A 21,360-nucleotide genomic window follows, 5' to 3' on the forward strand; every position below is an offset into this window, starting at 1 on the left:
TCACTCGTACATGTTATCCTGAAGCAGTCCGACTTCGATGCCCCCCAGAAAATCAGGCCTGCGGTAATTGGGCAGGATACTGCGCATGGCTTCTATGGACGGAGTCAGATATTTATTCTTGTGATAGACAAGTTTAAAGGTACGTTCCCATTCCCTTGAGGCAAGGCATATCACATGGATGTCGCCGGTCAGTATTTCCTGTTCAAACAGCCGGACGGAGATGACCGACAGGCCCCGGTTGTACAGAATGGCATTTCGGATTGCGAGGGGGCTGTTGGCCTCCCATCCGATCGTGACCTGCAGATTGTGGCGGTGCAGATAATGCTCGAACAATGCGCGGGTTCCGCTGCCGGATTCCCGCATTACAAACTTCTCGTATTCCAGTTCTTCTGCCCGGATGATCCTGCGCGTGGCAAAGGGATGGGAGCGGTCACAGGCGAGAACAAGGTAATCCTCGATCATCGGAATGGAAATCAGTTCGGGAGACTGCACATTACCCTCTACGATGCCGATATCCAGGCTGGAATCCAGTAATTTCTGCTCGATCTCTGCCGTATTGCTGATGCAGGCGTACGTGTCTATGCCGGGCATTTTTTGTTCAAAATCATTCAGGATCTGCGGAAGCAGGCAGGTGCCGACGGTGATGGTCGCGCCGATGTGAAGCGTTTCTCTTGCAGGATTGTCCAGCATACTGTGCTCAAGGATCTCAAACTGATCGACGACCTGGCGGGCGTAGGACAGAAGCCGTGTGCCGGAATCTGTGATGTACAGTTTCCTGGACAGGCGTTCAAACAGCTGCGTGCCATAGTGTTCTTCCAGCTCGTGGATCGTCTGGCTGACGGTGGGCTGGGTGATGAAACACTGGCGCGCCGCTTCACTCATACTCTTTGTTTCGGCGACTGCTATGAAAATACGAAGATGGCGTAACGTCATGGTGGCTCCTCTCCTTCAGAAACAATAGGCTCATTATAAGGGTATTGTATCAGAACAATGGGTCTGATAACAATAGTACGGCAAAAAAAACTGTGAGGACGGGCGTAGCTGTGGTATAATGATACCAGTAAGCCATTACACAAGGAGGAGCGTTATGAAAATTTTAGTGACCGGCGGTGCAGGGTATATCGGGAGCCATACCTGCGTGGAACTGTTGAACCATGGATATGACGTTGTGATTCTGGATAATCTGTGCAATTCCAGTCCGAAAGCGGTGGAGAGAATCGCTCAGATCGCAGGAAAAAGACCCGTATTTTATCAGGGTGATCTGCTGGACCGGCCGTTTGTGGAGCAGGTATTTGACTCAGAGAGTATCGATGCGGTGATTCATTTTGCAGGTCTGAAGGCTGTGGGTGAATCTGTTGAAAAACCTCTTGAGTATTATTATAACAATATCACGGGCACGCTGATCCTGTGTGATGTGATGCGCAGCCATAACTGTTTTAATATAGTGTTCAGTTCTTCTGCGACCGTATACGGGGACCCGGCGTTCGTGCCGATCACGGAAGAATGCCCAAAAGGAGAGATTACGAATCCTTACGGACAGACGAAGGGCATGCTGGAACAGATCCTGACGGATTTTAATGTGGGCGATCCCAGATGGAATGTCATGCTGCTGCGCTATTTCAACCCAATCGGGGCACATGAGTCCGGATTGATCGGGGAGGATCCGAAGGGCATACCGAATAATCTCGTGCCCTACATCGCACAGGTGGCCGTCGGCAAACTTAAATGTCTCGGAGTGTTCGGCGATGATTATGACACACCGGATGGAACAGGCGTCAGGGATTACATTCATGTAGTCGACCTTGCTGGCGGGCATGTGAAAGCGCTGGAGAAACTGACCGCATCGAAGGGAGTCTCCATCTATAATCTGGGAACAGGCATCGGCTACAGTGTGCTGGACGTGGTAAAGGCGTATGAGAAGGCGTGCGGAAAAGAGATCCCGTATGAAATCAAACCGAGAAGGGCAGGGGACATAGCAGCCTGCTATGCGGATCCGTCAAAGGCAGAGCGGGAACTTGGATGGAAGGCGCGTTTCGGAATCGAGGAGATGTGCGCCGATTCCTGGAGATGGCAGTCGATGAATCCCGACGGATACGATTCCTGAGAATGTATAAAACTTTGCACAACATAATTTTATAAATCGCTATATTTTTTGTTGAATACCGACGAATAATCCTATATAATAGGGTTTATGGAGAAATAATATCAATAAAAATATATACCACAGGAGGGTTACAATGAAAAAATTAGTAGCGGTGAATAAAAGCGCATGTATGGCATGCCTTGAATGTGCAAATGCATGTTCACAGGCTTTTTACAAAAGACCGGATGTTTCTGTTGCATATCTGCAGATCGGAGCCAAGAAAGACGGTTCTCCTCAGGTTCTTGCATGTCCGCAGTGCGGGAAATGTGCAGAGGCGTGTGAGGCCGGAGCGATCACCCAGAATGCAAAGGGCGTTTACATGGTAGATAAGAAAAAATGTACCGGATGCGGAAAGTGTGTCGAAGCCTGTCCGTTTGGCGTTATGGTAAAAGCTGCAGACAGCGAAGTTGCAGGAAAATGCAGCGCCTGCGGTATCTGCGTAAAAGCCTGTCCGATGGATGTACTCGCGATTAAAGAAGATTAATAACAGGAATACATAGGGAGCGCCGTAAATAACCGTGTTTTGGTTATTTACGGCGCTCCCGTTCTTTGGCGGATCAGAGGGAGGCGGTCATATGTCATTCTTCCTTCCTGTTTTCAAGCGCTGCCGCAATCAGACCCTTAAACAGGGGATGGGGGCGGTTCGGCCTTGACTTGAGCTCCGGGTGCGCCTGGGTTGCAATGAAGAACGGATGATCCTTCAGCTCTACCATTTCTACGATGCGCCCGTCAGGGGAGAGGCCGGAAAGTGTCATCCCGCTCCTGGTGAGCAGATCCCGGTAGTCATTGTTTACCTCATAGCGATGTCTGTGGCGCTCATAGATCGTCTCCTGACCGTACAGCCGGTAAGCTCTGGAAGTCTTATCCAGAATGCAGGGATATGCACCGAGGCGGAGGGTTCCGCCGATGTCCTCCACGCCGTTCTGATCCGGCATCAGCGCGATCACAGGATGTGCGGTTGCCGGATCGAGTTCTATGCTGTGGGCGTCCGTACATCCTGCGGCATTGCGCGCATACTCCACGATAGAAAGCTGCATGCCGAGGCAGAGACCCAGAAAAGGCACCTGGTGCTCCCGCGCATAGCGGATGGCCTGTATTTTTCCTTCGATTCCCCGGTCGCCGAAGCCTCCGGGTACGAGGATACCATCGGCATCCTTCAGGATTTCGGAAACGTTCTCACTGTTCAGCAGTTCAGAATCCACCCAGTTGATATTGACGGTTGCATGGCTTGCAATGCCTCCGTGCTTCAAAGCCTCAACGACACTGATATAGGCATCGTGCAGGGCGATATATTTGCCGACCAGTGCGACGGTCACCTCCTGCGTGGGATTGCGGAGTGCCTTGACCATGGAGATCCAGTCGCTCAGATCTGGTTTGGGGCATTTCAGATGCAGTGATTCACAGGCAACCTGTGCCAGGTGTTCCTGCTCCATTGCAAGGGGGGCTTCATAGAGATATTCCACATCCAGGTTCTGCAGTACGTGATTGCTTGGAACGTTACAGAACAGGGCGATCTTGTCTTTGATTTTCTGATCAAGTGGAAGTTCGGAACGGCATACGATGATATCAGGCTGAATTCCCATTCCCTGCAGCTCCTTGACGCTGGCCTGGGTTGGTTTTGTCTTCATCTCGCCGGATGCTTTCAGATAAGGAATCAGGGTGACGTGGATAAGAATGGCATTTTCATGTCCCACATCGTGCTGGAATTGGCGGATTGCCTCGAGGAATGGCTGGCTTTCGATGTCGCCAACCGTTCCGCCGACTTCGATAATGGCAATCCGTGTATCTTCAGAGGTGAAATTGCGGTAGAAACGGCTTTTGATTTCGTTTGTGATATGCGGTATCACCTGGACAGTACCTCCGCCGAAATCGCCGCGGCGTTCTTTCTGCAGTACGGACCAGTAAATTTTTCCCGTTGTGACGTTGGAATTCTTGTCCAGGCTCTCGTCGATGAAACGTTCATAATGACCGAGATCAAGATCAGTCTCAGCACCGTCGTCTGTCACAAATACCTCGCCGTGCTGGATGGGGTTCATGGTTCCGGGGTCGATGTTGATATATGGGTCAAATTTCTGCATGGTCACTTTGTAGCCCCGGGCTTTCAACAGGCGTCCCAGGGAAGCTGCCGTGATACCTTTTCCGAGACCGGATACAACACCGCCCGTCACAAATACATATTTTACTGGCATAATTCTCCTCCTTCTCATATCTATATGTTAAAAAAATACTGAAATAGTATACAACAGATCAGGAGGATAATACAATAAAAAAATGGAATTTGTCAGAAAAACAACTGTTTGTTTTCGTATTGCGGCTCCGTTGTCACCTGAACAGACAGTCTGTTAAAAAGTTTCATGTCTACGGACGACAGGATAACAGAGCTGTGCACCTGGCAGCCGGCAAGCTTCGGAAGCTGCTCAAGAGCCTGCTGTGCGCAGAGATCGGTCGCCGCGGAGGTCGAGAGTGCGATCAGAACTTCATCCATATGAAGCCGCGGATTGACGCTTCCCAGATACTTGGTCTTAAGTCGTGAAATCGGGGCAATCGCTTCCGGCGATATCACGTGCTGGTTGTGTTCGATCCCCGCCAGATGCTTCAGGGCATTCAGCAGAAGCGCGGAACAGGCGCCGAGAAGGCGGGAGGTCTTGCCGGTAATGATGGTTCCGTCCGCAAGCTCGATCGCAGCGGCAGGTGCACCGGTCGCCTTTGCGCGCTCCAGGGCAGGAGCAATGACACGGCGGTCACCGGTGGAAATCTGTGCCTGCTTCATGATCAGCTCGATCTTAAAGGCTTCTTCTTCCTTGTCTGCACCGGCGGCGATATCCGCAAGCGCGTGATAGTAACGGCGCAGAATCTCCTGGCAGGATGCCATGCGGCAGGCTTCGTCATCAAAGATGCAGTTGCCGGCCATATTGACGCCCATATCAGTCGGCGACTTGTAAGGACTCTTACCGAAAATACGCTCAAAAATGGCATTTAAGACCGGAAAAATCTCAACATCCCGGTTATAGTTGACGGTTGTTACATGATAGGCATCAAGATGGAACGGGTCGATCATATTGACGTCGTTCAGATCAGCAGTTGCCGCTTCATAAGCGAGATTGACCGGGTGTTTCAGCGGTATATTCCAGATCGGAAAAGTCTCGAACTTTGCATATCCGGCACAGATCCCGCGCTTATGTTCGTGGTACAGCTGAGACAGGCAGGTTGCCATCTTGCCGCTTCCCGGCCCCGGAGCCGTTACGACGACAAGCGGACGTGAGGTCTGAATATAATCATTTTTACCGTATCCCTGTTCGCTGACGATCAGAGGAATATTCGACGGATAACCGTCGATAATATAATGGATGTAGACCGGAATCCCCATTTTTTCAAGACGCGATTTAAAATGCAGTGCGCTGTCCTGACCGGAATACTGCGTGATCACGACGCTTCCGACAAAGAGGCCCATATCCCGGAACTCATCGATCAGGCGGAGCACGTCAGTATCGTATGTGATGCCGAGGTCACCGCGTACTTTGTTTTTTTCAATATCCGATGCATTGATGGTGATTACGATTTCAGCCTGGTCGGCAAGCTGCAGCAGCATGCGAAGCTTGCTGTCAGGTTCAAAACCCGGGAGAACACGGGCCGCATGATAATCGTCAAAAAGTTTGCCGCCGAATTCCAGGTAAAGCTTATCATCGAATTGAGAAATACGCTCCCTGATATGCCGGGACTGCATCTCCAAATATTTTTCATTGTCAAATCCTTTTTTCATAAGTTTCCTTCTCGCTTCCATGTTGTATGATTTATCTATGAAAACAGTATACTACAAGAGAGAATGACAGTGCCAGTGACATTTCTTATTTTTTTAGGAAAACTTTAGAATTGTGTCCGGCTTTTCACAAACTGCGTATTGATTTATCCGGGTTTAATCTTTATAATTAGAAGGTGTTATACAAGGAGGATAAAGAATGGAACAAAACCCCAAAAATACAAAGCCGGAAGGGCCTGGCGGCAATGGACCGAGAAACAGGCAGTCCCTGCTTATTCTGCTGATCAGCACGCTGGTTATCCTGGTTTTATGGAATGTTTTCAGCGTGTTTTTAAGTGGATCGGCAAATCAGGAAATCACGTATGACAAGTTTATCGAGATGGTAGACAAAGGTGAAGTATCCAAAGTCGTGCAGGAATCCGATAAATTGATTATCACCCCGAAAGAACAGAAGATCGAGGGGATTCAGTTTAATTATACGGTTGTCATGACAGAGGACGGCAGCGCCCTGACGAAGCGTCTGGAAGGAAAAGATATCACATTTGAGAAGAAAGAGCCGAACATGGCAGCCTCTGTCATGTCGACGATCTTAAGCCTTGTGCTGCCGATCGTGCTGATGTTTGTAGGACTTTCGTTCCTGATGAAGCACGTGAACAAAGGCGGAGGCATGATGGGAGGAGTCGGCAAAAGCAAAGCCAAGGCTTATGTGCAGAAAGAAACAGGCGTCACGTTTAAGGATGTGGCAGGACAGGATGAAGCCAAGGAATCTCTTCAGGAAGTGGTTGATTTCCTGCACAACCCGACGAAATATACTGCGATCGGAGCAAAGCTTCCGAAAGGAGCGTTGCTGGTAGGCCCTCCCGGAACCGGTAAAACATTGCTTGCGAAGGCAGTCGCCGGTGAGGCGCACGTACCTTTCTTCTCGCTGTCCGGTTCGGATTTTGTGGAAATGTTCGTAGGCGTCGGCGCATCGCGAGTCCGTGACCTGTTCGAAGAAGCGAAAAAGAATGCTCCCTGCATCATCTTTATCGACGAGATTGACGCCATCGGCAAAAGCCGTGACAGCCGTTATGGAGGCGGTAATGATGAGCGCGAGCAGACATTGAACCAGCTGCTGGCAGAGATGGATGGGTTTGACACATCAAAAGGCCTGCTGATCCTTGCGGCGACCAACCGTCCGGAGGTTCTTGACCCGGCACTGCTGCGTCCCGGACGTTTTGACCGCCGTGTTATCGTAGACCGTCCGGATTTAAAGGGACGTGTCAATATCTTAAAAGTACATGCAAAGAATGTACTGCTGGATGAGACGGTAGATCTTGACGGCATCGCACTTGCGACTTCAGGAGCTGTCGGCTCGGATCTGGCGAATATGATCAATGAAGCTGCGATTCTTGCGGTGAAGAACAGGAGAAAAGCCGTATCACAGAAAGACCTGCTGGAAGCGGTAGAGGTTGTGCTGGTCGGAAAAGAAAAGAAAGACCGTATCCTGAGCCAGGAAGAGCGAAGGATTGTCTCCTACCACGAGGTGGGCCACGCACTCGTAAGCGCGCTTCAGAAAGATTCGGAGCCGGTCCAGAAGATCACTATTGTCCCAAGAACAATGGGGGCGCTCGGCTATGTGATGCATGTTCCGGAAGAGGAGAAATATCTGAACACGAAAAGCGAGCTGGAAGCGATGCTTGTGGGACTTCTTGCGGGGCGTGCAGCAGAGGAGATCGTATTCGGTAATATTACGACCGGGGCTGCCAACGACATAGAGAAGGCGACCAGCATTGCCAAGGCGATGATTACACAGTACGGAATGTCTGAAAAATTCGGCCTGATGGGTCTTGCGAGTGCAGAGAACCAGTATCTGGATGGAAGGACTGTGATGAACTGCGGGGATGATACCGCTACGGAGATTGACCATGAGGTGATGGAGCTGCTGCGTGTGTCCTATGAAAAGGCAAAGGAGCTGCTGGCGGGCAACAGAGAGGCACTGGATAAGATTGCAGATTTTCTGATTGAGAAAGAGACCATTACCGGAAAAGAATTCATGGAAATCTTTCACAGGGTAAACGGCATTGAGGAGTCTGACGCAGTGTCTGAGGAACAGCCGGCGATTACCGGGGAAACTGCGGCGTCTGAAGACAGTTCAGAAACTGCGGACAATACAACACTGACGGAATGATAATTATGTTTAATCTGGAAGAAGAATTAAAAAAACTCCCGGCTAAGCCGGGAGTCTATATTATGCATGATCAAAAGGATGAGATCATCTATGTAGGAAAAGCGGTCAGTCTGAAAAACCGTGTGCGTCAATATTTTCAAAGCAGCAGAAACAAGGGCGTGAAGATTGAGCAGATGGTGACGAAGATTGCCCGCTTTGAGTATATTATCACAGATTCGGAGCTGGAAGCGCTTGTGCTGGAATGCAATCTGATCAAAGAGCACCGGCCGAAATACAATACGATGCTGAAAGATGATAAAAGCTATCCTTTTATAAAAGTAACGATTCAGGAAGAGTACCCGAGGGTGCTCTTTTCGCACCGCATGCAGAAAGATAAGAGTAAATATTACGGGCCGTATACGAGTGCGGGCGCTATAAAGGATACGATCGAACTGATGCGCAAGCTGTATAAGATACGTTCCTGCAGCAGGAACCTTCCGAAGGACCAGGGGAAAGAACGCCCGTGTCTGTATTATCATATCGGCCAGTGCATGGCGCCTTGCCAGGGAAACATTTCAAAGGAAGAGTATCAGAAGAACATTGAGAGTGTACTGGATTTCCTGAACGGTAATTTTAAGACCGTATTAAAAGAACTGGAAGAAAAAATGCAGGAGGCATCAGAGGAGCTGCGCTTTGAGGAGGCCATGGAATACCGGGATCTCATGAAAAGCGTAAAGCGGATCGGCGAACGGCAGAAGATCACGGGAAGTGACGGGGAGGACAAGGACGTAATCGCCATCGCCGCTGATGAGAATGATGCGGTTGCGCAGGTGTTCTTTGTCAGGGAGGGACGTCTGATCGGGAGAGACCATTTCTATCTGAGTGTTGCACGGGAGGACAGCGAAGAGCAGGTCCTTTCCAGCTTTCTGAAACAGTTTTACTCAGGGACGCCGTTTGTCCCCAGAGAATTGATGATCCAGTATGACATCGATGACCGGGAAGTGATTGAAGAATGGCTGACTAAGGTGAGAGGGCAGCGGGTATACGTTCGGGTCCCTAAAAAAGGTACCAAGGAGAAACTCGTGGAGCTTGCCAGACAGAATGCCCGGCTGGTCCTGAACCAGGACAAGGAACGGCTGAAGCGTGAGGAAGGGCGTACGATTGGTGCGCTGAAAGAGATCGCCGGCTGGCTGAATATGGATTCGCTTAACCGCATTGAGGCGTTTGATATCTCCAATATCAGCGGGTTTGAATCCGTCGGTTCGATGATCGTCTATGAAAAGGGAAAGCCGAAGCGAAATGACTACAGGAAATTTAAGATCCGTTCCGTGAAAGGGGCGAATGATTATGCCAGCATGGAAGAAGTACTGACGCGCCGGTTTACGAGGGGGCTGAAGGAGCAGGAAGCGGAACAAAATCAGGGAGGATTTCTGCGTTTTCCGGATCTGGTAATGATGGACGGAGGTCGCGGGCAAGTCAATATTGCCTGTGAGGTACTGCGAAAACTCAACCTTGATATACCGGTCTGTGGTATGGTCAAGGATGACAAACACAGAACGAGAGGTCTTTATTTTCAAAACGAAGAAATACCGATCGACCATTCATCACAGGGGTTTCAGCTGATCACGAGGATTCAGGATGAAGCACACCGTTTTGCGATCGAATACCATCGGCTGCTGCGCAGCAAGGGGCAGGTCCATTCGATTCTGGATGATATCCCGGGTGTGGGACCGGCGCGCAGAAAGGCTTTGATGAAGCATTATCAGTCGCTGGATAATATCAGAGCAGCCAGTGAGGAAGAGCTGGCGAAACTGCCGTCTATGAACGCGGACAGCGCACGGAAAGTCTACGCATTTTTCCATCCGGAAGACTCAGAGAATTCTTGAAGCTGCAGAGTGGCTATGGTATAATGACTGCACAGAGTGCAGTCCACAGCAACTGCGTTGCTGTGCCGCTGCTGCACAGCGGATGATACCAGGCAAGCCGCGGTTTGAAAAACAAATATCCCTGCGGGCTGCTTGTTTTTCAGTACACGCGGTATAATGACTGCACAGAGTGCAGTCCACAGCAACTGCGTTGCTGTGCCGCTGCTGCACACGGGGCATCATGGGTATAACAGGAAATGCGTATTAAAAGAAAAAGTAAAAGGATAAGGAGCAGGATATGAAGGCAGTTGAACTCAGTAAAATTATAGAAACACTGAATCTGAAAAACCTGACTCCGGATATTGACCACGACCAGATTAAAATTGAGATGCCTGACATCAACCGTCCGGCACTGCAGCTGGCGGGATATCTGGAGCATTTTGCAACCGAGCGTGTGCAGATCATCGGTTATGTAGAGTATACATACCTGATGCATCTGACAAGGGAAGAGAAAATAAAATCCTACGAGGGATTTATCTCAAAGGGAATCCCGTGTGTTGTATTTACCACACAGACGACAGCGGATGAGGACATGCTGGAACTCGCTGAGAAATATAAGGTACCGACACTTCAGTCGGATCGTACGACTTCTAATTTTATGGCGGAAATCATCCGGTGGCTGAACGTTCAGCTGGCTCCTTGTATTTCCATCCATGGGGTTCTTGTGGATGTATACGGCGAAGGCGTACTGATCATGGGTGAGAGCGGCATCGGAAAGAGCGAGACAGCCCTTGAACTGATCAAGCGTGGACATCGTCTCGTAAGTGATGACGTCGTCGAACTCAGAAAGGTGAGTGATGAGACACTGGTAGGTTCGGCTCCGGATATCACACGTCATTTTATAGAGCTTCGGGGAATCGGAATTATTGATGTAAAGACGCTGTTCGGTGTCGGAAGCGTTAAGAATACACAGTCCATCGATCTGGTGATCAAACTGGAGGAATGGGACAGGGATAAAGAATACGACAGACTTGGTCTGGAACAAAAATATACGGAGTTTTTAGGCAATAAGGTTGCATGTCATGGAATTCCGATCCGCCCGGGACGTAACCTGGCCATCATTGTAGAGTCTGCAGCAGTCAACCATCGTCAGAAAAAGATGGGTTATAACGCAGCACAGGAGCTTTACAACCGAGTGCAGGCAAATATGACCCGAAAAAGAGAGGACCGCTGATGAGCGAATATTGTTTTGGTATCGATGTAGGAGGAACAACCATTAAACTGGGCTGTTTTATGACGGACGGCACCCTTTTGGAAAAATGGGAAATTCCTACGAGGCTGGAGGAACAGGGAAAATATATACTCTCTGATGCAGCAGGGGAAGTAAAACGGGTAATCCGTGAGAGAGGATTAACAAATGAACAGGTCTGCGGTGTCGGCCTTGCCGTTCCGGGTCCTGTCAATGATGAAGGAGAGGCTTCGCAGGCGGTAAATCTGCACTGGGGATACAAACACCTGGTCAGGGAGCTGGGGGATATGCTGAACCTTCCGGTGTGTGCTGCCAACGATGCAAATGCAGCAGCTCTGGGCGAACTGTGGCAGGGGGCAGGCAAAGGATGCCGCAATATGATCATGGTAACTCTTGGCACCGGTGTAGGCGGGGGCATTATCGTAAACGGAAAGATCGTAGCCGGGGAGCACGGAGCGGCAGGAGAAATCGGACATGCCTGTGTGGAACCCTCGGAAACAGCCGTCTGCAACTGCGGAAATCACGGCTGCCTGGAACAGATGGCTTCTGCGACCGGGATTGTAAGGCTTGCGAGGATGGAGCTTTCCGGATGCGAGGAGAAATCCCTGCTTCGTGCGCAGGAAGTGACGGCGAAACATGTCTTTGATGCGTATAAACAGCAGGATGCACTTGCAGGACGCGTGGTGGAGAAGTTTGCACAGTATCTGGGGAATGCGCTCTCTATCTATGCGTGTGTGGTGGATCCAGGAAGGATCGTGATAGGCGGGGGCGTGTCCAAAGCCGGCGATGTACTGATTGAGCCGATACGGAAGTATTATGAGCGGGATGCTTTTCCAGCATGTAAGGGTACTCCGATTGTGTTGGCAGAGCTGGGAAATGACGCGGGCATTTACGGATCCGCCAAGCTGGTACTGCCGTAACATACAGCTGCTTTGTACAGTTTGACGAAAGACATGCAGAATGCAGTATGCAATTTGGTGATGAGAATGCTTGACAGAAAGCTATCTGTCGGATACAATATATGTGAGCTGGAAAACAGCTTGCAACAAAGGCGTTGTTCTCTTGGAGAACAACGCCCTTTTTCATACCCAATCGGGGATAACACCCCAATTTCTCCCTATTGATGAGAAGGCCGCTAACGTCAGGCGGCTTTCTCTAATCTTCATTGTTTTCTAAATAATCCCGCCAGTCATCATACCGATTGCCTCCGGAATCACTGTTTCCGGGGGAATCCTCCCCGTTGCCGGAATCTTCCCTGTCGTCAGAATCACTGCTGCCGCTGGAATCATCGCCGGTATCATCATCCGAAGCATCACCAGGCCCGTCGTAACGGTCATCACGATTATCATCCGATGGCTGAGAGTCATTGGATGGGGTGTAGCTGTTTCCGCCGGAGGAATTGCTGCCGTAATCGCTGCGGTCATAACTGTCGGAAGAACTGCTGCTTCTGGAACTGCCGCTTCCATAGGTATTATGCGAAGTGGAATCTGTATTCGTCTTCTGATGGGAAGAACAGCGCTCCGTTGGGAGCGTCGATTTTTCAAAATACTCCTTGATGGTCGGGCATCCGGATGACGCCAGCTTTCCGGAAATCTGACAGACGGTAGCCTCCGTCACACTGGTTGGCATCTGAAAATTCTTGTCCGGAAGGTTTTCATGAATACGGTTCATGATCTTTCTCCAGAGAATCTGGTGATAGGTCCTGCCGATTCCATTCGGAGATAATTTTTCGTTGTTGTCATATCCCGCCCATACAGCACATGTGTAGTAAGGTGTGTACCCCGCGAACCATACGTCATTGTATGCGGATGTTGTACCGGTTTTACCTGCGGCCGTCATATCATCCAGGCGGAGGTTCTTTCCGGTTCCTTTGGTCACGACATCTTCCATGGCGTTCGTCAGCAGATATGCGGTGCTCTCCTTGGTGACGGTGGTCTCCTGGGCGGTATTTTCCAGTATGACATTGCCGTCCTGGTCCAGAATCTTTGTATAAAACATCGGTTTGATATACGTGCCCCCATTTGCGAGAGCAGCATAGGCTGAAGCCAGCTCCAGGTTGGTCACACCGTATGTGATACCTCCGAGTGCAAGCGGCTGATAAATATCCGAAAATACCTTTCCGTTGATGGTTTTGGATGTGATCAGATTTGAAAATCCAAAATTCTGAAGGTAATCAAAACCAAGCTGAGGTGTGATCTCTGTGAGACATTTGACAGCCACCACGTTGATGGACTGTTCGATCGCATAACGGATGGTTGTCGTACCGTTGTAACTGTCGGACAGCCAGTTTCGTACTTTGGTTCCGTCTTCATATTCATACGGCTCATCTTCATATGTGGTTGCCAGTGTCAGTCCCTGATCGAGCGCCGGTGCATACGTGGACAGAATCTTAAACGTGGAACCGGGCTGACGGTAAGTGTTTGTCGCCCTGTTGAGTGTCAGGCTGGCAGTTTTTTCACCGCGTCCGCCGACGATGGCTTTTACATATCCCGTATGCTGATCGATAACCGTGAGAGAAGACTGTGGCTGCGGTGAAAAGCTTGTTCGTTCGCCGATGACGGTTTCTCCCGGAAGCACGACGCTCTGCTTGTAAGCATCAATATAGCTCTGTGCCTCCTCCTGCGAGTCGAACAGAAGTTCAAAATCAGGATCGATATCTTTGAAATGAAGACGCATCATTTCTACACTGTAGTTTTGTACGGTTCCATCCGTTTTTTTGACTGAGAGCGCCCAGTCGATGCCAACCTGGCTCTCCTCCGGAAAGTTGTCCGGATTTGCATATTCATCATCGCAGATTCCCTGGATGACAGGGTCCTGGGTTGTATAAATACGAAGGCCTCCGCTGTAAAGAGCGTTCTGTGCCTGGACTTCGGTATATCCCTTCTGGACCTGGAGGTCGTTAATGACCTGATCGATCAGCTCATCGATGAAATAAGAATACGGTGCAGCCTGCTCCTGCGAAGAATCCGTCTCCTGAATCCTGTCATATACATTGTCCGCAAGTGCCGTTTCATACTCACTCTGAGAGATATATCCCTGGCTGAGCATGTTGGATAAAACCTTGTTGCGGCGTTCGATATTTTCTTCCGGGTGGTTGATCGGGTTAAATTTTGTCGGGTTCTGAGGAATCGCAGCCAGAACAGCAGATTCTGACAGTGTGAGCTCAGAAGCATCTTTATTGAAGTACCTCTGGGAGGCGGCCTGTATACCGTAGGTGCCGGCTCCAAAATTGATAGTATTAAGGTAGTTCTCCAAAATGATGTTTTTTGTATCTTTTCCCTGTCTGTTCAGAGATTTCTCTAATTGAAGCGCAAGATACTGTTCCTGAAATTTTCGTTTAAAACGTTCAATTTTACCTTCATCGGTCCAGTTGGTAAAGACATTGTTTTTCAGCAGCTGCTGTGTCAGTGTACTGGCGCCTTCATTAAAATTAAAACCATTGGAGACACCATTTACAAAAGCACGCAGAATACCACGCACATCAATGCCTTCGTGTTCATAAAAACGCTCATCCTCAATTGCCACGATCGCATGCTGCATATCGGGTGCTATTTTGTCGATGGATACGGACATACGGTTTGAGGAAGAGGACGTCAGTTTCTGCAGCTGATTGCCGTTGGTATCATATACGAACGTTGCGTAACCGCTGGGCATAATATTGACATCACTGATATTGGGGGCGCTGTCAATCATACCGTTAATAATGCCGAACACAAGGCTGATACAGATGACACCGAAGGAAATCAAAGCAATAAACAGTACCTTTAAAAAAGAAACTCCCGCTTTATTGCCAAGCATCGGAGCGGAAGAGTTCAGGGCTTTCTGCTTTTTTAAGGTTTTGTTTTTTCCAAAATTCATGAAAGAACCTCCTATTCTGCGTACATTATAGCAAAATAGAAATATTAAGGAAAGCCCCCAAATAAAAACTTCACAATTTCTTTAGAAGCGTGTACAATGGTTTTGACAGGAAAAAAGAAAAAGAACGGGAAGGCGACATGATAGAACAATATAAGACAATTTACAGGGGCGGACAAGCCGAGATCGTGGAGAAAAAGTCACGGTTTATTGCATCCCTGAGGTATGTGGAAAATGAAGAATCAGCGCTGGAATTTGTCGAACAGGTAAAAAAACAGCACTGGAATGCCAGACATCACTGCTGGGCTTATGCGATCGGACAGCGCCAGGAAAAGGTGCGGTGCAGCGACGACGGCGAGCCGTCGGGAACGGCCGGGAAACCGATGCTGGACGTGCTGCTCGGCTCAGGGGTATGTTATGCGGCAGCTGTGGTGACGCGATATTTCGGGGGAACACTGCTGGGCACCGGCGGGCTGGTGCGTGCATATTCCCGGTCTGTGCAGGAGGGGCTGCAGGCATGTGAGATCATAGAGCGGAAATATGGCGCTCTGTTCTCAGTGCAGACCGACTACAATGGTCTGGGGAAAATACAGTATCTGCTCGGACAGCAGGATATTCCGATTATGGATGTGATCTATGGGGAAGATGTGGATATGAAAATCCTCCTGCCTGTGAGTCTGGCAGGGAAACTTCAGTCCGATATCACGGAAGCCACCAGCGGTAAAGCCATGATTCACAGGGAGGAGGATTTATATTTTGCGGTGAAGGATAAGATGATCCTCACAGGTGATGCCTTGTTAGCCGAAGAAAATTAACATGTTTCCGGCTCAGAATATGACTCGCCGAGTGTATCCACCGTGATGGATGCAATGCGCTGGGGAGTGAGCGGTTTGTCGTTATAGTCGCGGGAAACATTGGCGATTTTGTCTACAACGTCGAGTCCATCGGTTACTTTTCCAAAAGCTGCATAGGCACCGTCGAGATGCGGTGATGTTTTATGCATGATAAAGAACTGAGAACCTGCAGAGTCGGGATGCATGGCGCGTGCCATCGACAAAACGCCCGGCGTATGTGAGAGGTCGTTTTTGAAATTGTTCTGAGCGAACTCACCTTTGATGGAATAACCGGGACCTCCCATGCCCGTTCCGTCCGGGCAGCCGCCCTGGATCATAAATCCCGGAATGACTCTGTGAAAGATCAGGCCATCGTAATAGCCCTTCTGGATGAGTGAAATAAAGTTGTTGACTGTGTTCGGTGCGATATCCGGATATAATTCTGCTTTCATGACATCGCCGTTTTCCATCGTGATGGTAACGATTGGATTTGCCATAGTATCGTTCTCCTTTTTGTTTTGTAGAATGATGTTGGAGTCAGAAGATTTTCTGCCCCTGGTATCATAGAATATGAACATTATAAGGGTTTTTGGAAAAAGTTGCAAGGGCAGGCAGTTGTAAGCTCAGAATGGGTGTGCTATAATCCAGTGTAACTTTAGAAATCCGGTGAGCGGGTGATTGGAGGAGCAGATGATATTTGAAACGTATCAGCCCGATGAGACGCTTGCGCTTGGCATGCGTATCGGCAGACAGGCGAAATCAGGGCAGATTTATACACTGACAGGGGACCTCGGTGTCGGCAAGACAGTGTTTACACAGGGGATGGCAAAAGGACTGGGCATCACAGAACCCGTCTGCAGTCCAACCTTTACGATCGTTCAGGAGTATGATGCAGGGCGGCTGCCGCTGTATCATTTTGACGTATACAGGATCAGCGATATTGAAGAAATGGAAGAGATTGGTTACGATGATTACTTTTTTGGAGAAGGTGTCTGCCTGATCGAGTGGGCGGAGCTGATCGAAGAACTTCTCCCTGAAGGATGCATCCGGGTTACCATTTTGAAAGAGCCGGAAAAGGGGTTTGACTACCGGCGGATTATAATAGAAGGGATGGAAGAAAAATTATGAAAATATTGGCGCTGGACAGCTCCGGACTTGTGGCGTCAGTTGCGGTTGTAGAAAATGAAGTGCTGCTTGCGGAATATACAGTGAATTATAAAAAGACACACTCGCAGACCCTGCTTCCGATGCTTGATACGATCGGAACGATGATCGACCTGGATTTGAATACGATCGATGGGATAGCCATCGCGGCCGGACCGGGTTCCTTTACAGGGCTGCGGATCGGTTCCGCGACAGCGAAGGGACTGGGGCTTGCGCTTGATAAGCCGATCATAGGGGTACCTACAGTGGATGCTCTGGCGTATAATCTGTATGATTGTGAAAAAATCATATGTCCCATGATGGACGCACGGAGAAATCAGGTTTATACGGGATTCTATACGTTTGAAGAACATCGGCTGAAAGTGATCCGGGAGCAGACTGCGGCAGCTGTGACGGATGTGGCAGCGTGGCTGAATGAGATGGGGAGAGAAGTCATCTTTCTGGGAGACGGCGTGCCGGTATACCGGGATTTACTGCAGCAGGAAATGTGTGTGCCGTATTCGTTTGCACCGGCGCACGTCAATAAGCAGAGGGCAGGCGCTGTGGCCGCGCTGGGAGAGATTTATTTTGTGCAGGGAAAAGTGCTGGGAGCGGCGGAATATCAGCCCGAGTATCTCAGGCTTTCCCAGGCGGAGCGGGAACGCGAGGAAAAACTGAAACAGGAAGAGAAGACAGTATGATGACGATACGAGACATGCAGATTGATGATCTGGAGCAGGTGATGCCCATTGAAACTGAAAATTTTTCGGTTCCCTGGACAAAGACCGGTTTTTTTACCTTCTTAATAAGAGAGGATGCTATCTTTCTTGTGGCTGAAGACGATCAGGAGATTCTTGGGTACTGCGGAGTACTGACGGTCCTTGACGAGGGAGATATCACAAATGTTGCAGTGAGAAAAGACAGACAGGGCGAGGGTATCGGGAAGCTGCTTGTGCAGGAGCTGATCAGAAAAGCTTCCGATGCAGGGGTTACCACCATCCATCTGGAAGTGCGCGAGAGCAATACTCCGGCGATCAGGCTGTATGAAAAGCTCGGATTTGTGCAGCTTGGAGTCCGCAGAAACTATTATGAAGAACCGGCGGAAGACGGTATCATGATGGTCAGGAGATAGCAGAGGTGCTATCTTTTTCTAAATCTGCAAACCATTCCCACTGGGATTTGCATTTGAAATGATATATAATGCAATTGTGGAACGAAAGACAGCGACTCCAAAGGAGGAACGATATGAGAAAATACAGAAACGAAACCGTAGAAAAACTCGAACTGCTTTCCTGCAATCGCTGCGGTAAATCCATTAAGCTTGTAAACGGTATGGAGGCAGAAGGGGTATGCCATGTTGAAGTGCCGTGGGGATACTTTTCAGAAATGGACGGAGAAGTTCACAGCTTCGACCTGTGCGAGGAATGTTACCGCAAATTGATAAAAGAGTTTGCGATACCTGTGACGGTCAGAGAAAGAAAAGAGTTGTTGTAATCTCATTCCTGTGGTAGAATAATAAAATTGAAATTGGGAATGAGGTTTTATCATGTTAGATGTATGTTTGCTGGGCTGTGGCGGCATGATGCCGCTGCCGCGCAGATGGCTGACCTCGCTGATGACACGCTACAACGGGAGCAGTCTTTTGATTGACTGCGGCGAGGGCACACAGATTGCAATAAAAGAAAAAGGCTGGGTATTTAAACCGATCGATGTGATCTGTTTTACCCATTATCATGGAGATCATATCAGCGGACTTCCGGGGCTTTTGCTCACAATGGGCAATGCAGACCGAACCGAACCGCTGGTGCTGATCGGACCGAAAGGGCTGGAACGTGTTGTTTCCGCCCTTCGTGTCATTGCGCCGGAACTTCCGTTTGAGCTGAGATTCATCGAGCTTAGGCAGGCGGTGGAGAAGATCGATATCTGCGGCTACCATATCACGGCATTTCGGGTGAATCATAATGTGACATGTTATGGATATACACTGGAAATCCGCCGTAAGGGGAAATTTCAGGTGGAGCGCGCGAAGGAACAGGGGCTTCCGGTACAGCTCTGGAGACGTCTCCAGAACGGTGAGACGGTTGAATATGCCGGGGTCACGTATACGCCCGATCTGGTGATGGGTCCGCCGAGAAAAGGAATCAAACTGACATACTGTACAGATACCCGTCCGGTACCGGTGATCGCAGAACAGGCGTCAGGGGCAGATTTATTTATCTGCGAGGGCATGTATGGAGAGTCTGAAAAAGCGGCCAAGGCGAAAGAATATAAGCATATGACGTTTAAGGAAGCGGCCGGCCTGGCAAAAGCGGCGGAGGCAGGCGAAATGTGGCTGACACACTACAGCCCGTCCCTTGTACGGCCGGAAGACTATATGGAAGAAGTGTATGAGATTTTCCCGAATGCGAAGCCGGGGCATGACGGTAAGTCATGCGAACTGCAGTTTGAAGAGGATTAACGGATATGGAAAAACTGAAAGACGATATTTTAATTTTGGCAATTGAAAGCTCCTGCGACGAGACGGCAGCGGCTGTCGTTCGTAATGGAAGAGAAATTCTTTCTAATATTATATCTTCTCAGATTGAACTCCATAAGCTGTATGGAGGGGTAGTGCCGGAGATTGCTTCCAGAAAACATATAGAGAAAATCAATCAGGTCATCGAAGCGGCTCTTGCAGAGGCCAATGTTACGCTGGATGACATCGATGCGATCGGGGTTACTTATGGTCCCGGACTGGTTGGGGCACTTCTCGTCGGCGTGGCAGAGGCAAAGGCGATCTGTTATGCCCGCAGGCTGCCGCTGGTCGGTGTGCACCATATTGAAGGACATGTATCGGCAAATTATATCGAGCATCTGGATCTGGAACCGCCGTTTATGTGCCTGATCGTATCGGGCGGCCATACACATCTTGTGATCGTAAAGGATTATGGGGAATTTGAAATACTGGGCAGGACTCGCGACGATGCGGCGGGCGAGGCGTTTGATAAAGTCGCCCGTGCGATCGGACTCGGATATCCGGGAGGTCCGAAGATTGACAAACTCTCGAAAGAAGGAGATGCCGAGTCGGTTGTATTTCCAAAGGCAAAGCTCGAGGACGGACCATACGATTTCAGTTTCAGCGGTGTGAAGTCAGCGGTGCTGAATCACCTGAATCACTGCCGCATGCAGAATATTCAGATCAAAGAGGCGGATATCGCGGCTTCTTTCCAGAAGGCAGTCGTGGATACGCTGGTGGAAAAATCAATGAAAGCCGCAGAGGCACACCATATGAAGAAGTTTGCAATCGCAGGCGGAGTGGCATCGAATCAGGCGCTGCGGATAGCGATGCAGAAGGCATGTGAAGAGCAGGGACTTGTATTTTATCATCCGTCTCCGATTTTCTGTACCGATAATGCGGCTATGATAGGGGTGGCTGCCTATTATGAATACCTCAGGGGGACCCGCCATGGCTGGGATCTGAATGCTGTACCGAACCTGAAGCTTGGAGAACGGTGATGAAAAAAGGAAAATGTACCGCAATTGTGCTGGCTGCCGGCCAGGGCAGACGAATGGGAACCAAAATTCAGAAACAATATCTGCATATTCAGGACAGACCTGTGGTATACTATGCCCTGGAAAGTTTTCAGAAGAGCGATATTATCGATGAAATCATTCTGGTGACAGGTGAAAAAGAAATCGGATACTGCAAAGAGGAGATCGTACGGCGCTATCAGCTTGATAAAGTACGTCATGTGATCACCGGAGGGAAAGAGCGTTTTGATTCCGTTTACCAGGGGCTTCTGCACTGTGAAGACTGCGCGTATGTGTTTATTCACGACGGCGCACGGCCGTTTGTCGATGAAGCAGTCATTGAGCGGACATACGCAGCTGCGCAGAAATACCATGCCTGTGTCGCGGCCATTCCCTCTAAAGACACAGTGAAAATTGCTGATGGGCATGGGTTTGTGAAATGCACGCCGGACAGGAGTACTGTATGGATGATACAGACCCCCCAGGTATTTTCCTATCCATTGGTCCGAGGAGCATATGACGCACTGATGGAACATCCGATTGACAGCATTACGGATGATGCCATGGTGGTGGAGCAGATCGGGCATCAGCCCATAAAGCTTGTGGAAGGTTCTTACTATAATATCAAGATCACCACGCCGGAAGATTTGAAACTGGCCGAATTGTTTGTAAATGAGAAGGTATGAGTAAAAATAGCAGAGCCTTAGAACGCAGATAGATAGTCCTGCACTACCGGGAAATAACATTCGTTGACGTGTGCTGCCAGCAGCTGTTGAAAAAATTAAAAAAATGTAAAAAAGCATATTGACACTGCCGGATAATAATGGTAGAATATCATTTGCGTCACGGTAATATA

At 49.3% G+C, this 21,360-nt stretch carries 19 protein-coding genes; 14 read left to right on the top strand and 5 right to left on the bottom strand.

Annotated features, from left to right (window positions below; translation table 11 throughout):
* Window positions 1-933: a LysR family transcriptional regulator gene (locus NQ502_RS12200; RefSeq protein ID WP_028529533.1), complete on the bottom strand. Its 933-nt coding sequence runs from the start codon at window positions 931-933 to the stop codon at window positions 1-3.
* 154 nt (window positions 934-1,087) lie between these two features.
* Here NQ502_RS12200 and galE point away from each other — a divergent pair, with 154 nt between their 5' ends.
* Both galE and NQ502_RS12210 read left to right on the top strand, forming a co-directional pair.
* Complete coding sequence (galE, locus tag NQ502_RS12205) at window positions 1,088-2,104, top strand: UDP-glucose 4-epimerase GalE (RefSeq protein ID WP_028529532.1); 1,017 nt, start codon at window positions 1,088-1,090, stop codon at window positions 2,102-2,104.
* A gap of 133 nt (window positions 2,105-2,237) precedes the next feature.
* Window positions 2,238-2,627, top strand: coding sequence for a 4Fe-4S binding protein (locus tag NQ502_RS12210; protein ID WP_028529531.1), 390 nt, complete (start codon window positions 2,238-2,240; stop codon window positions 2,625-2,627).
* Window positions 2,628-2,721: 94 nt separating this feature from the next.
* Here NQ502_RS12210 and NQ502_RS12215 read toward each other — a convergent pair whose 3' ends face one another.
* Window positions 2,722-4,332 carry a CTP synthase gene (locus tag NQ502_RS12215; RefSeq protein WP_028529530.1) on the bottom strand — a complete coding sequence of 537 codons (1,611 nt, stop codon included), beginning with the start codon at window positions 4,330-4,332 and terminating at the stop codon, window positions 2,722-2,724.
* A 92-nt stretch (window positions 4,333-4,424) separates the two neighbouring features.
* Window positions 4,425-5,903: a DUF1846 domain-containing protein gene (locus tag NQ502_RS12220; RefSeq protein WP_028529529.1), complete on the bottom strand. Its 1,479-nt coding sequence runs from the start codon at window positions 5,901-5,903 to the stop codon at window positions 4,425-4,427.
* A gap of 196 nt (window positions 5,904-6,099) precedes the next feature.
* Between NQ502_RS12220 and ftsH the strand changes: the two genes are divergently transcribed.
* From ftsH to NQ502_RS12240, 4 genes are all read left to right on the top strand, one after another.
* Window positions 6,100-8,070: an ATP-dependent zinc metalloprotease FtsH gene (ftsH, locus tag NQ502_RS12225; protein ID WP_083963430.1), complete on the top strand. Its 1,971-nt coding sequence runs from the start codon at window positions 6,100-6,102 to the stop codon at window positions 8,068-8,070.
* Between the two features lie 5 nt (window positions 8,071-8,075).
* Complete coding sequence (gene uvrC / locus NQ502_RS12230; RefSeq protein ID WP_028529528.1) at window positions 8,076-9,935, top strand: excinuclease ABC subunit UvrC; 1,860 nt, start codon at window positions 8,076-8,078, stop codon at window positions 9,933-9,935.
* Between the two features lie 277 nt (window positions 9,936-10,212).
* Window positions 10,213-11,148 (top strand): HPr(Ser) kinase/phosphatase, encoded by a 936-nt coding sequence (gene hprK / locus NQ502_RS12235; RefSeq protein WP_028530287.1) that lies wholly within the window; start codon window positions 10,213-10,215, stop codon window positions 11,146-11,148.
* Window positions 11,148-12,083 (top strand): ROK family glucokinase, encoded by a 936-nt coding sequence (locus NQ502_RS12240; protein WP_028530286.1) that lies wholly within the window; start codon window positions 11,148-11,150, stop codon window positions 12,081-12,083. Before hprK ends, NQ502_RS12240 begins: the two co-directional genes overlap by 1 nt.
* Window positions 12,084-12,318: 235 nt before the next feature.
* Here NQ502_RS12240 and NQ502_RS12245 read toward each other — a convergent pair whose 3' ends face one another.
* Window positions 12,319-15,021 (bottom strand): transglycosylase domain-containing protein, encoded by a 2,703-nt coding sequence (locus NQ502_RS12245; RefSeq protein WP_044983644.1) that lies wholly within the window; start codon window positions 15,019-15,021, stop codon window positions 12,319-12,321.
* A gap of 137 nt (window positions 15,022-15,158) precedes the next feature.
* Between NQ502_RS12245 and NQ502_RS12250 the strand changes: the two genes are divergently transcribed.
* On the top strand, window positions 15,159-15,833 hold the full coding sequence (locus NQ502_RS12250) for a YigZ family protein (RefSeq protein ID WP_028530285.1): 675 nt from the start codon (window positions 15,159-15,161) through the stop codon (window positions 15,831-15,833).
* Here the strand turns inward: NQ502_RS12250 and NQ502_RS12255 are convergent.
* Window positions 15,830-16,348, bottom strand: a complete 519-nt coding sequence (locus NQ502_RS12255; RefSeq protein ID WP_028530284.1) for a peptidylprolyl isomerase — start codon at window positions 16,346-16,348, stop codon at window positions 15,830-15,832. The genes NQ502_RS12250 and NQ502_RS12255 overlap by 4 nt on opposite strands.
* A gap of 193 nt (window positions 16,349-16,541) precedes the next feature.
* On the opposite strand from NQ502_RS12255, the gene tsaE reads away from it, so the two are divergent.
* From tsaE to ispD, 7 genes are all read left to right on the top strand, one after another.
* Window positions 16,542-16,979 (top strand): tRNA (adenosine(37)-N6)-threonylcarbamoyltransferase complex ATPase subunit type 1 TsaE, encoded by a 438-nt coding sequence (gene tsaE / locus NQ502_RS12260; RefSeq protein ID WP_028530283.1) that lies wholly within the window; start codon window positions 16,542-16,544, stop codon window positions 16,977-16,979.
* Complete coding sequence (tsaB, locus tag NQ502_RS12265) at window positions 16,976-17,695, top strand: tRNA (adenosine(37)-N6)-threonylcarbamoyltransferase complex dimerization subunit type 1 TsaB (protein ID WP_028530282.1); 720 nt, start codon at window positions 16,976-16,978, stop codon at window positions 17,693-17,695. The genes tsaE and tsaB overlap by 4 nt, the downstream gene beginning before the upstream one ends.
* Complete coding sequence (rimI, locus tag NQ502_RS12270) at window positions 17,692-18,126, top strand: ribosomal protein S18-alanine N-acetyltransferase (RefSeq protein ID WP_044983643.1); 435 nt, start codon at window positions 17,692-17,694, stop codon at window positions 18,124-18,126. The genes tsaB and rimI overlap by 4 nt, the downstream gene beginning before the upstream one ends.
* Before the next feature lie 113 nt (window positions 18,127-18,239).
* The gene (locus NQ502_RS12275) at window positions 18,240-18,488 is read left to right on the top strand and encodes a hypothetical protein (protein WP_028530280.1); all 249 of its coding nucleotides are present in this window, start codon (window positions 18,240-18,242) and stop codon (window positions 18,486-18,488) included.
* A 52-nt stretch (window positions 18,489-18,540) separates the two neighbouring features.
* Window positions 18,541-19,452 carry a ribonuclease Z gene (locus NQ502_RS12280; protein WP_028530279.1) on the top strand — a complete coding sequence of 304 codons (912 nt, stop codon included), beginning with the start codon at window positions 18,541-18,543 and terminating at the stop codon, window positions 19,450-19,452.
* A gap of 5 nt (window positions 19,453-19,457) precedes the next feature.
* Complete coding sequence (gene tsaD, locus NQ502_RS12285; protein WP_028530278.1) at window positions 19,458-20,489, top strand: tRNA (adenosine(37)-N6)-threonylcarbamoyltransferase complex transferase subunit TsaD; 1,032 nt, start codon at window positions 19,458-19,460, stop codon at window positions 20,487-20,489.
* Window positions 20,489-21,190, top strand: coding sequence for a 2-C-methyl-D-erythritol 4-phosphate cytidylyltransferase (gene ispD / locus NQ502_RS12290; protein ID WP_148511993.1), 702 nt, complete (start codon window positions 20,489-20,491; stop codon window positions 21,188-21,190). The genes tsaD and ispD overlap by 1 nt, the downstream gene beginning before the upstream one ends.
* Window positions 21,191-21,360: the final 170 nt, after the last annotated feature.

Source organism: Ruminococcus gauvreauii (genome assembly GCF_025151995.1).
In the GTDB taxonomy this organism is placed as follows: domain Bacteria; phylum Bacillota; class Clostridia; order Lachnospirales; family Lachnospiraceae; genus Ruminococcus_G; species Ruminococcus_G gauvreauii.

Bases quoted from the DNA above. Each gene is read 5' to 3' on its own strand.
- ispD (WP_148511993.1), top strand. From the start codon at position 20,489: ATGAAAAAAGGAAAATGTACCGCAATTGTGCTGGCTGCCGGCCAGGGC.
- NQ502_RS12200 (WP_028529533.1), bottom strand. From the start codon at position 933: ATGACGTTACGCCATCTTCGTATTTTCATAGCAGTCGCCGAAACAAAG.
- NQ502_RS12245 (WP_044983644.1), bottom strand. From the start codon at position 15,021: ATGAATTTTGGAAAAAACAAAACCTTAAAAAAGCAGAAAGCCCTGAAC.
- tsaB (WP_028530282.1), top strand. From the start codon at position 16,976: ATGAAAATATTGGCGCTGGACAGCTCCGGACTTGTGGCGTCAGTTGCG.
- rimI (WP_044983643.1), top strand. From the start codon at position 17,692: ATGATGACGATACGAGACATGCAGATTGATGATCTGGAGCAGGTGATG.
- NQ502_RS12275 (WP_028530280.1), top strand. From the start codon at position 18,240: ATGAGAAAATACAGAAACGAAACCGTAGAAAAACTCGAACTGCTTTCC.
- uvrC (WP_028529528.1), top strand. From the start codon at position 8,076: ATGTTTAATCTGGAAGAAGAATTAAAAAAACTCCCGGCTAAGCCGGGA.
- NQ502_RS12280 (WP_028530279.1), top strand. From the start codon at position 18,541: ATGTTAGATGTATGTTTGCTGGGCTGTGGCGGCATGATGCCGCTGCCG.
- NQ502_RS12240 (WP_028530286.1), top strand. From the start codon at position 11,148: ATGAGCGAATATTGTTTTGGTATCGATGTAGGAGGAACAACCATTAAA.
- tsaE (WP_028530283.1), top strand. From the start codon at position 16,542: ATGATATTTGAAACGTATCAGCCCGATGAGACGCTTGCGCTTGGCATG.
- NQ502_RS12250 (WP_028530285.1), top strand. From the start codon at position 15,159: ATGATAGAACAATATAAGACAATTTACAGGGGCGGACAAGCCGAGATC.
- tsaD (WP_028530278.1), top strand. From the start codon at position 19,458: ATGGAAAAACTGAAAGACGATATTTTAATTTTGGCAATTGAAAGCTCC.
- ftsH (WP_083963430.1), top strand. From the start codon at position 6,100: ATGGAACAAAACCCCAAAAATACAAAGCCGGAAGGGCCTGGCGGCAAT.
- NQ502_RS12220 (WP_028529529.1), bottom strand. From the start codon at position 5,903: ATGAAAAAAGGATTTGACAATGAAAAATATTTGGAGATGCAGTCCCGG.
- galE (WP_028529532.1), top strand. From the start codon at position 1,088: ATGAAAATTTTAGTGACCGGCGGTGCAGGGTATATCGGGAGCCATACC.
- NQ502_RS12210 (WP_028529531.1), top strand. From the start codon at position 2,238: ATGAAAAAATTAGTAGCGGTGAATAAAAGCGCATGTATGGCATGCCTT.
- hprK (WP_028530287.1), top strand. From the start codon at position 10,213: ATGAAGGCAGTTGAACTCAGTAAAATTATAGAAACACTGAATCTGAAA.
- NQ502_RS12255 (WP_028530284.1), bottom strand. From the start codon at position 16,348: ATGGCAAATCCAATCGTTACCATCACGATGGAAAACGGCGATGTCATG.
- NQ502_RS12215 (WP_028529530.1), bottom strand. From the start codon at position 4,332: ATGCCAGTAAAATATGTATTTGTGACGGGCGGTGTTGTATCCGGTCTC.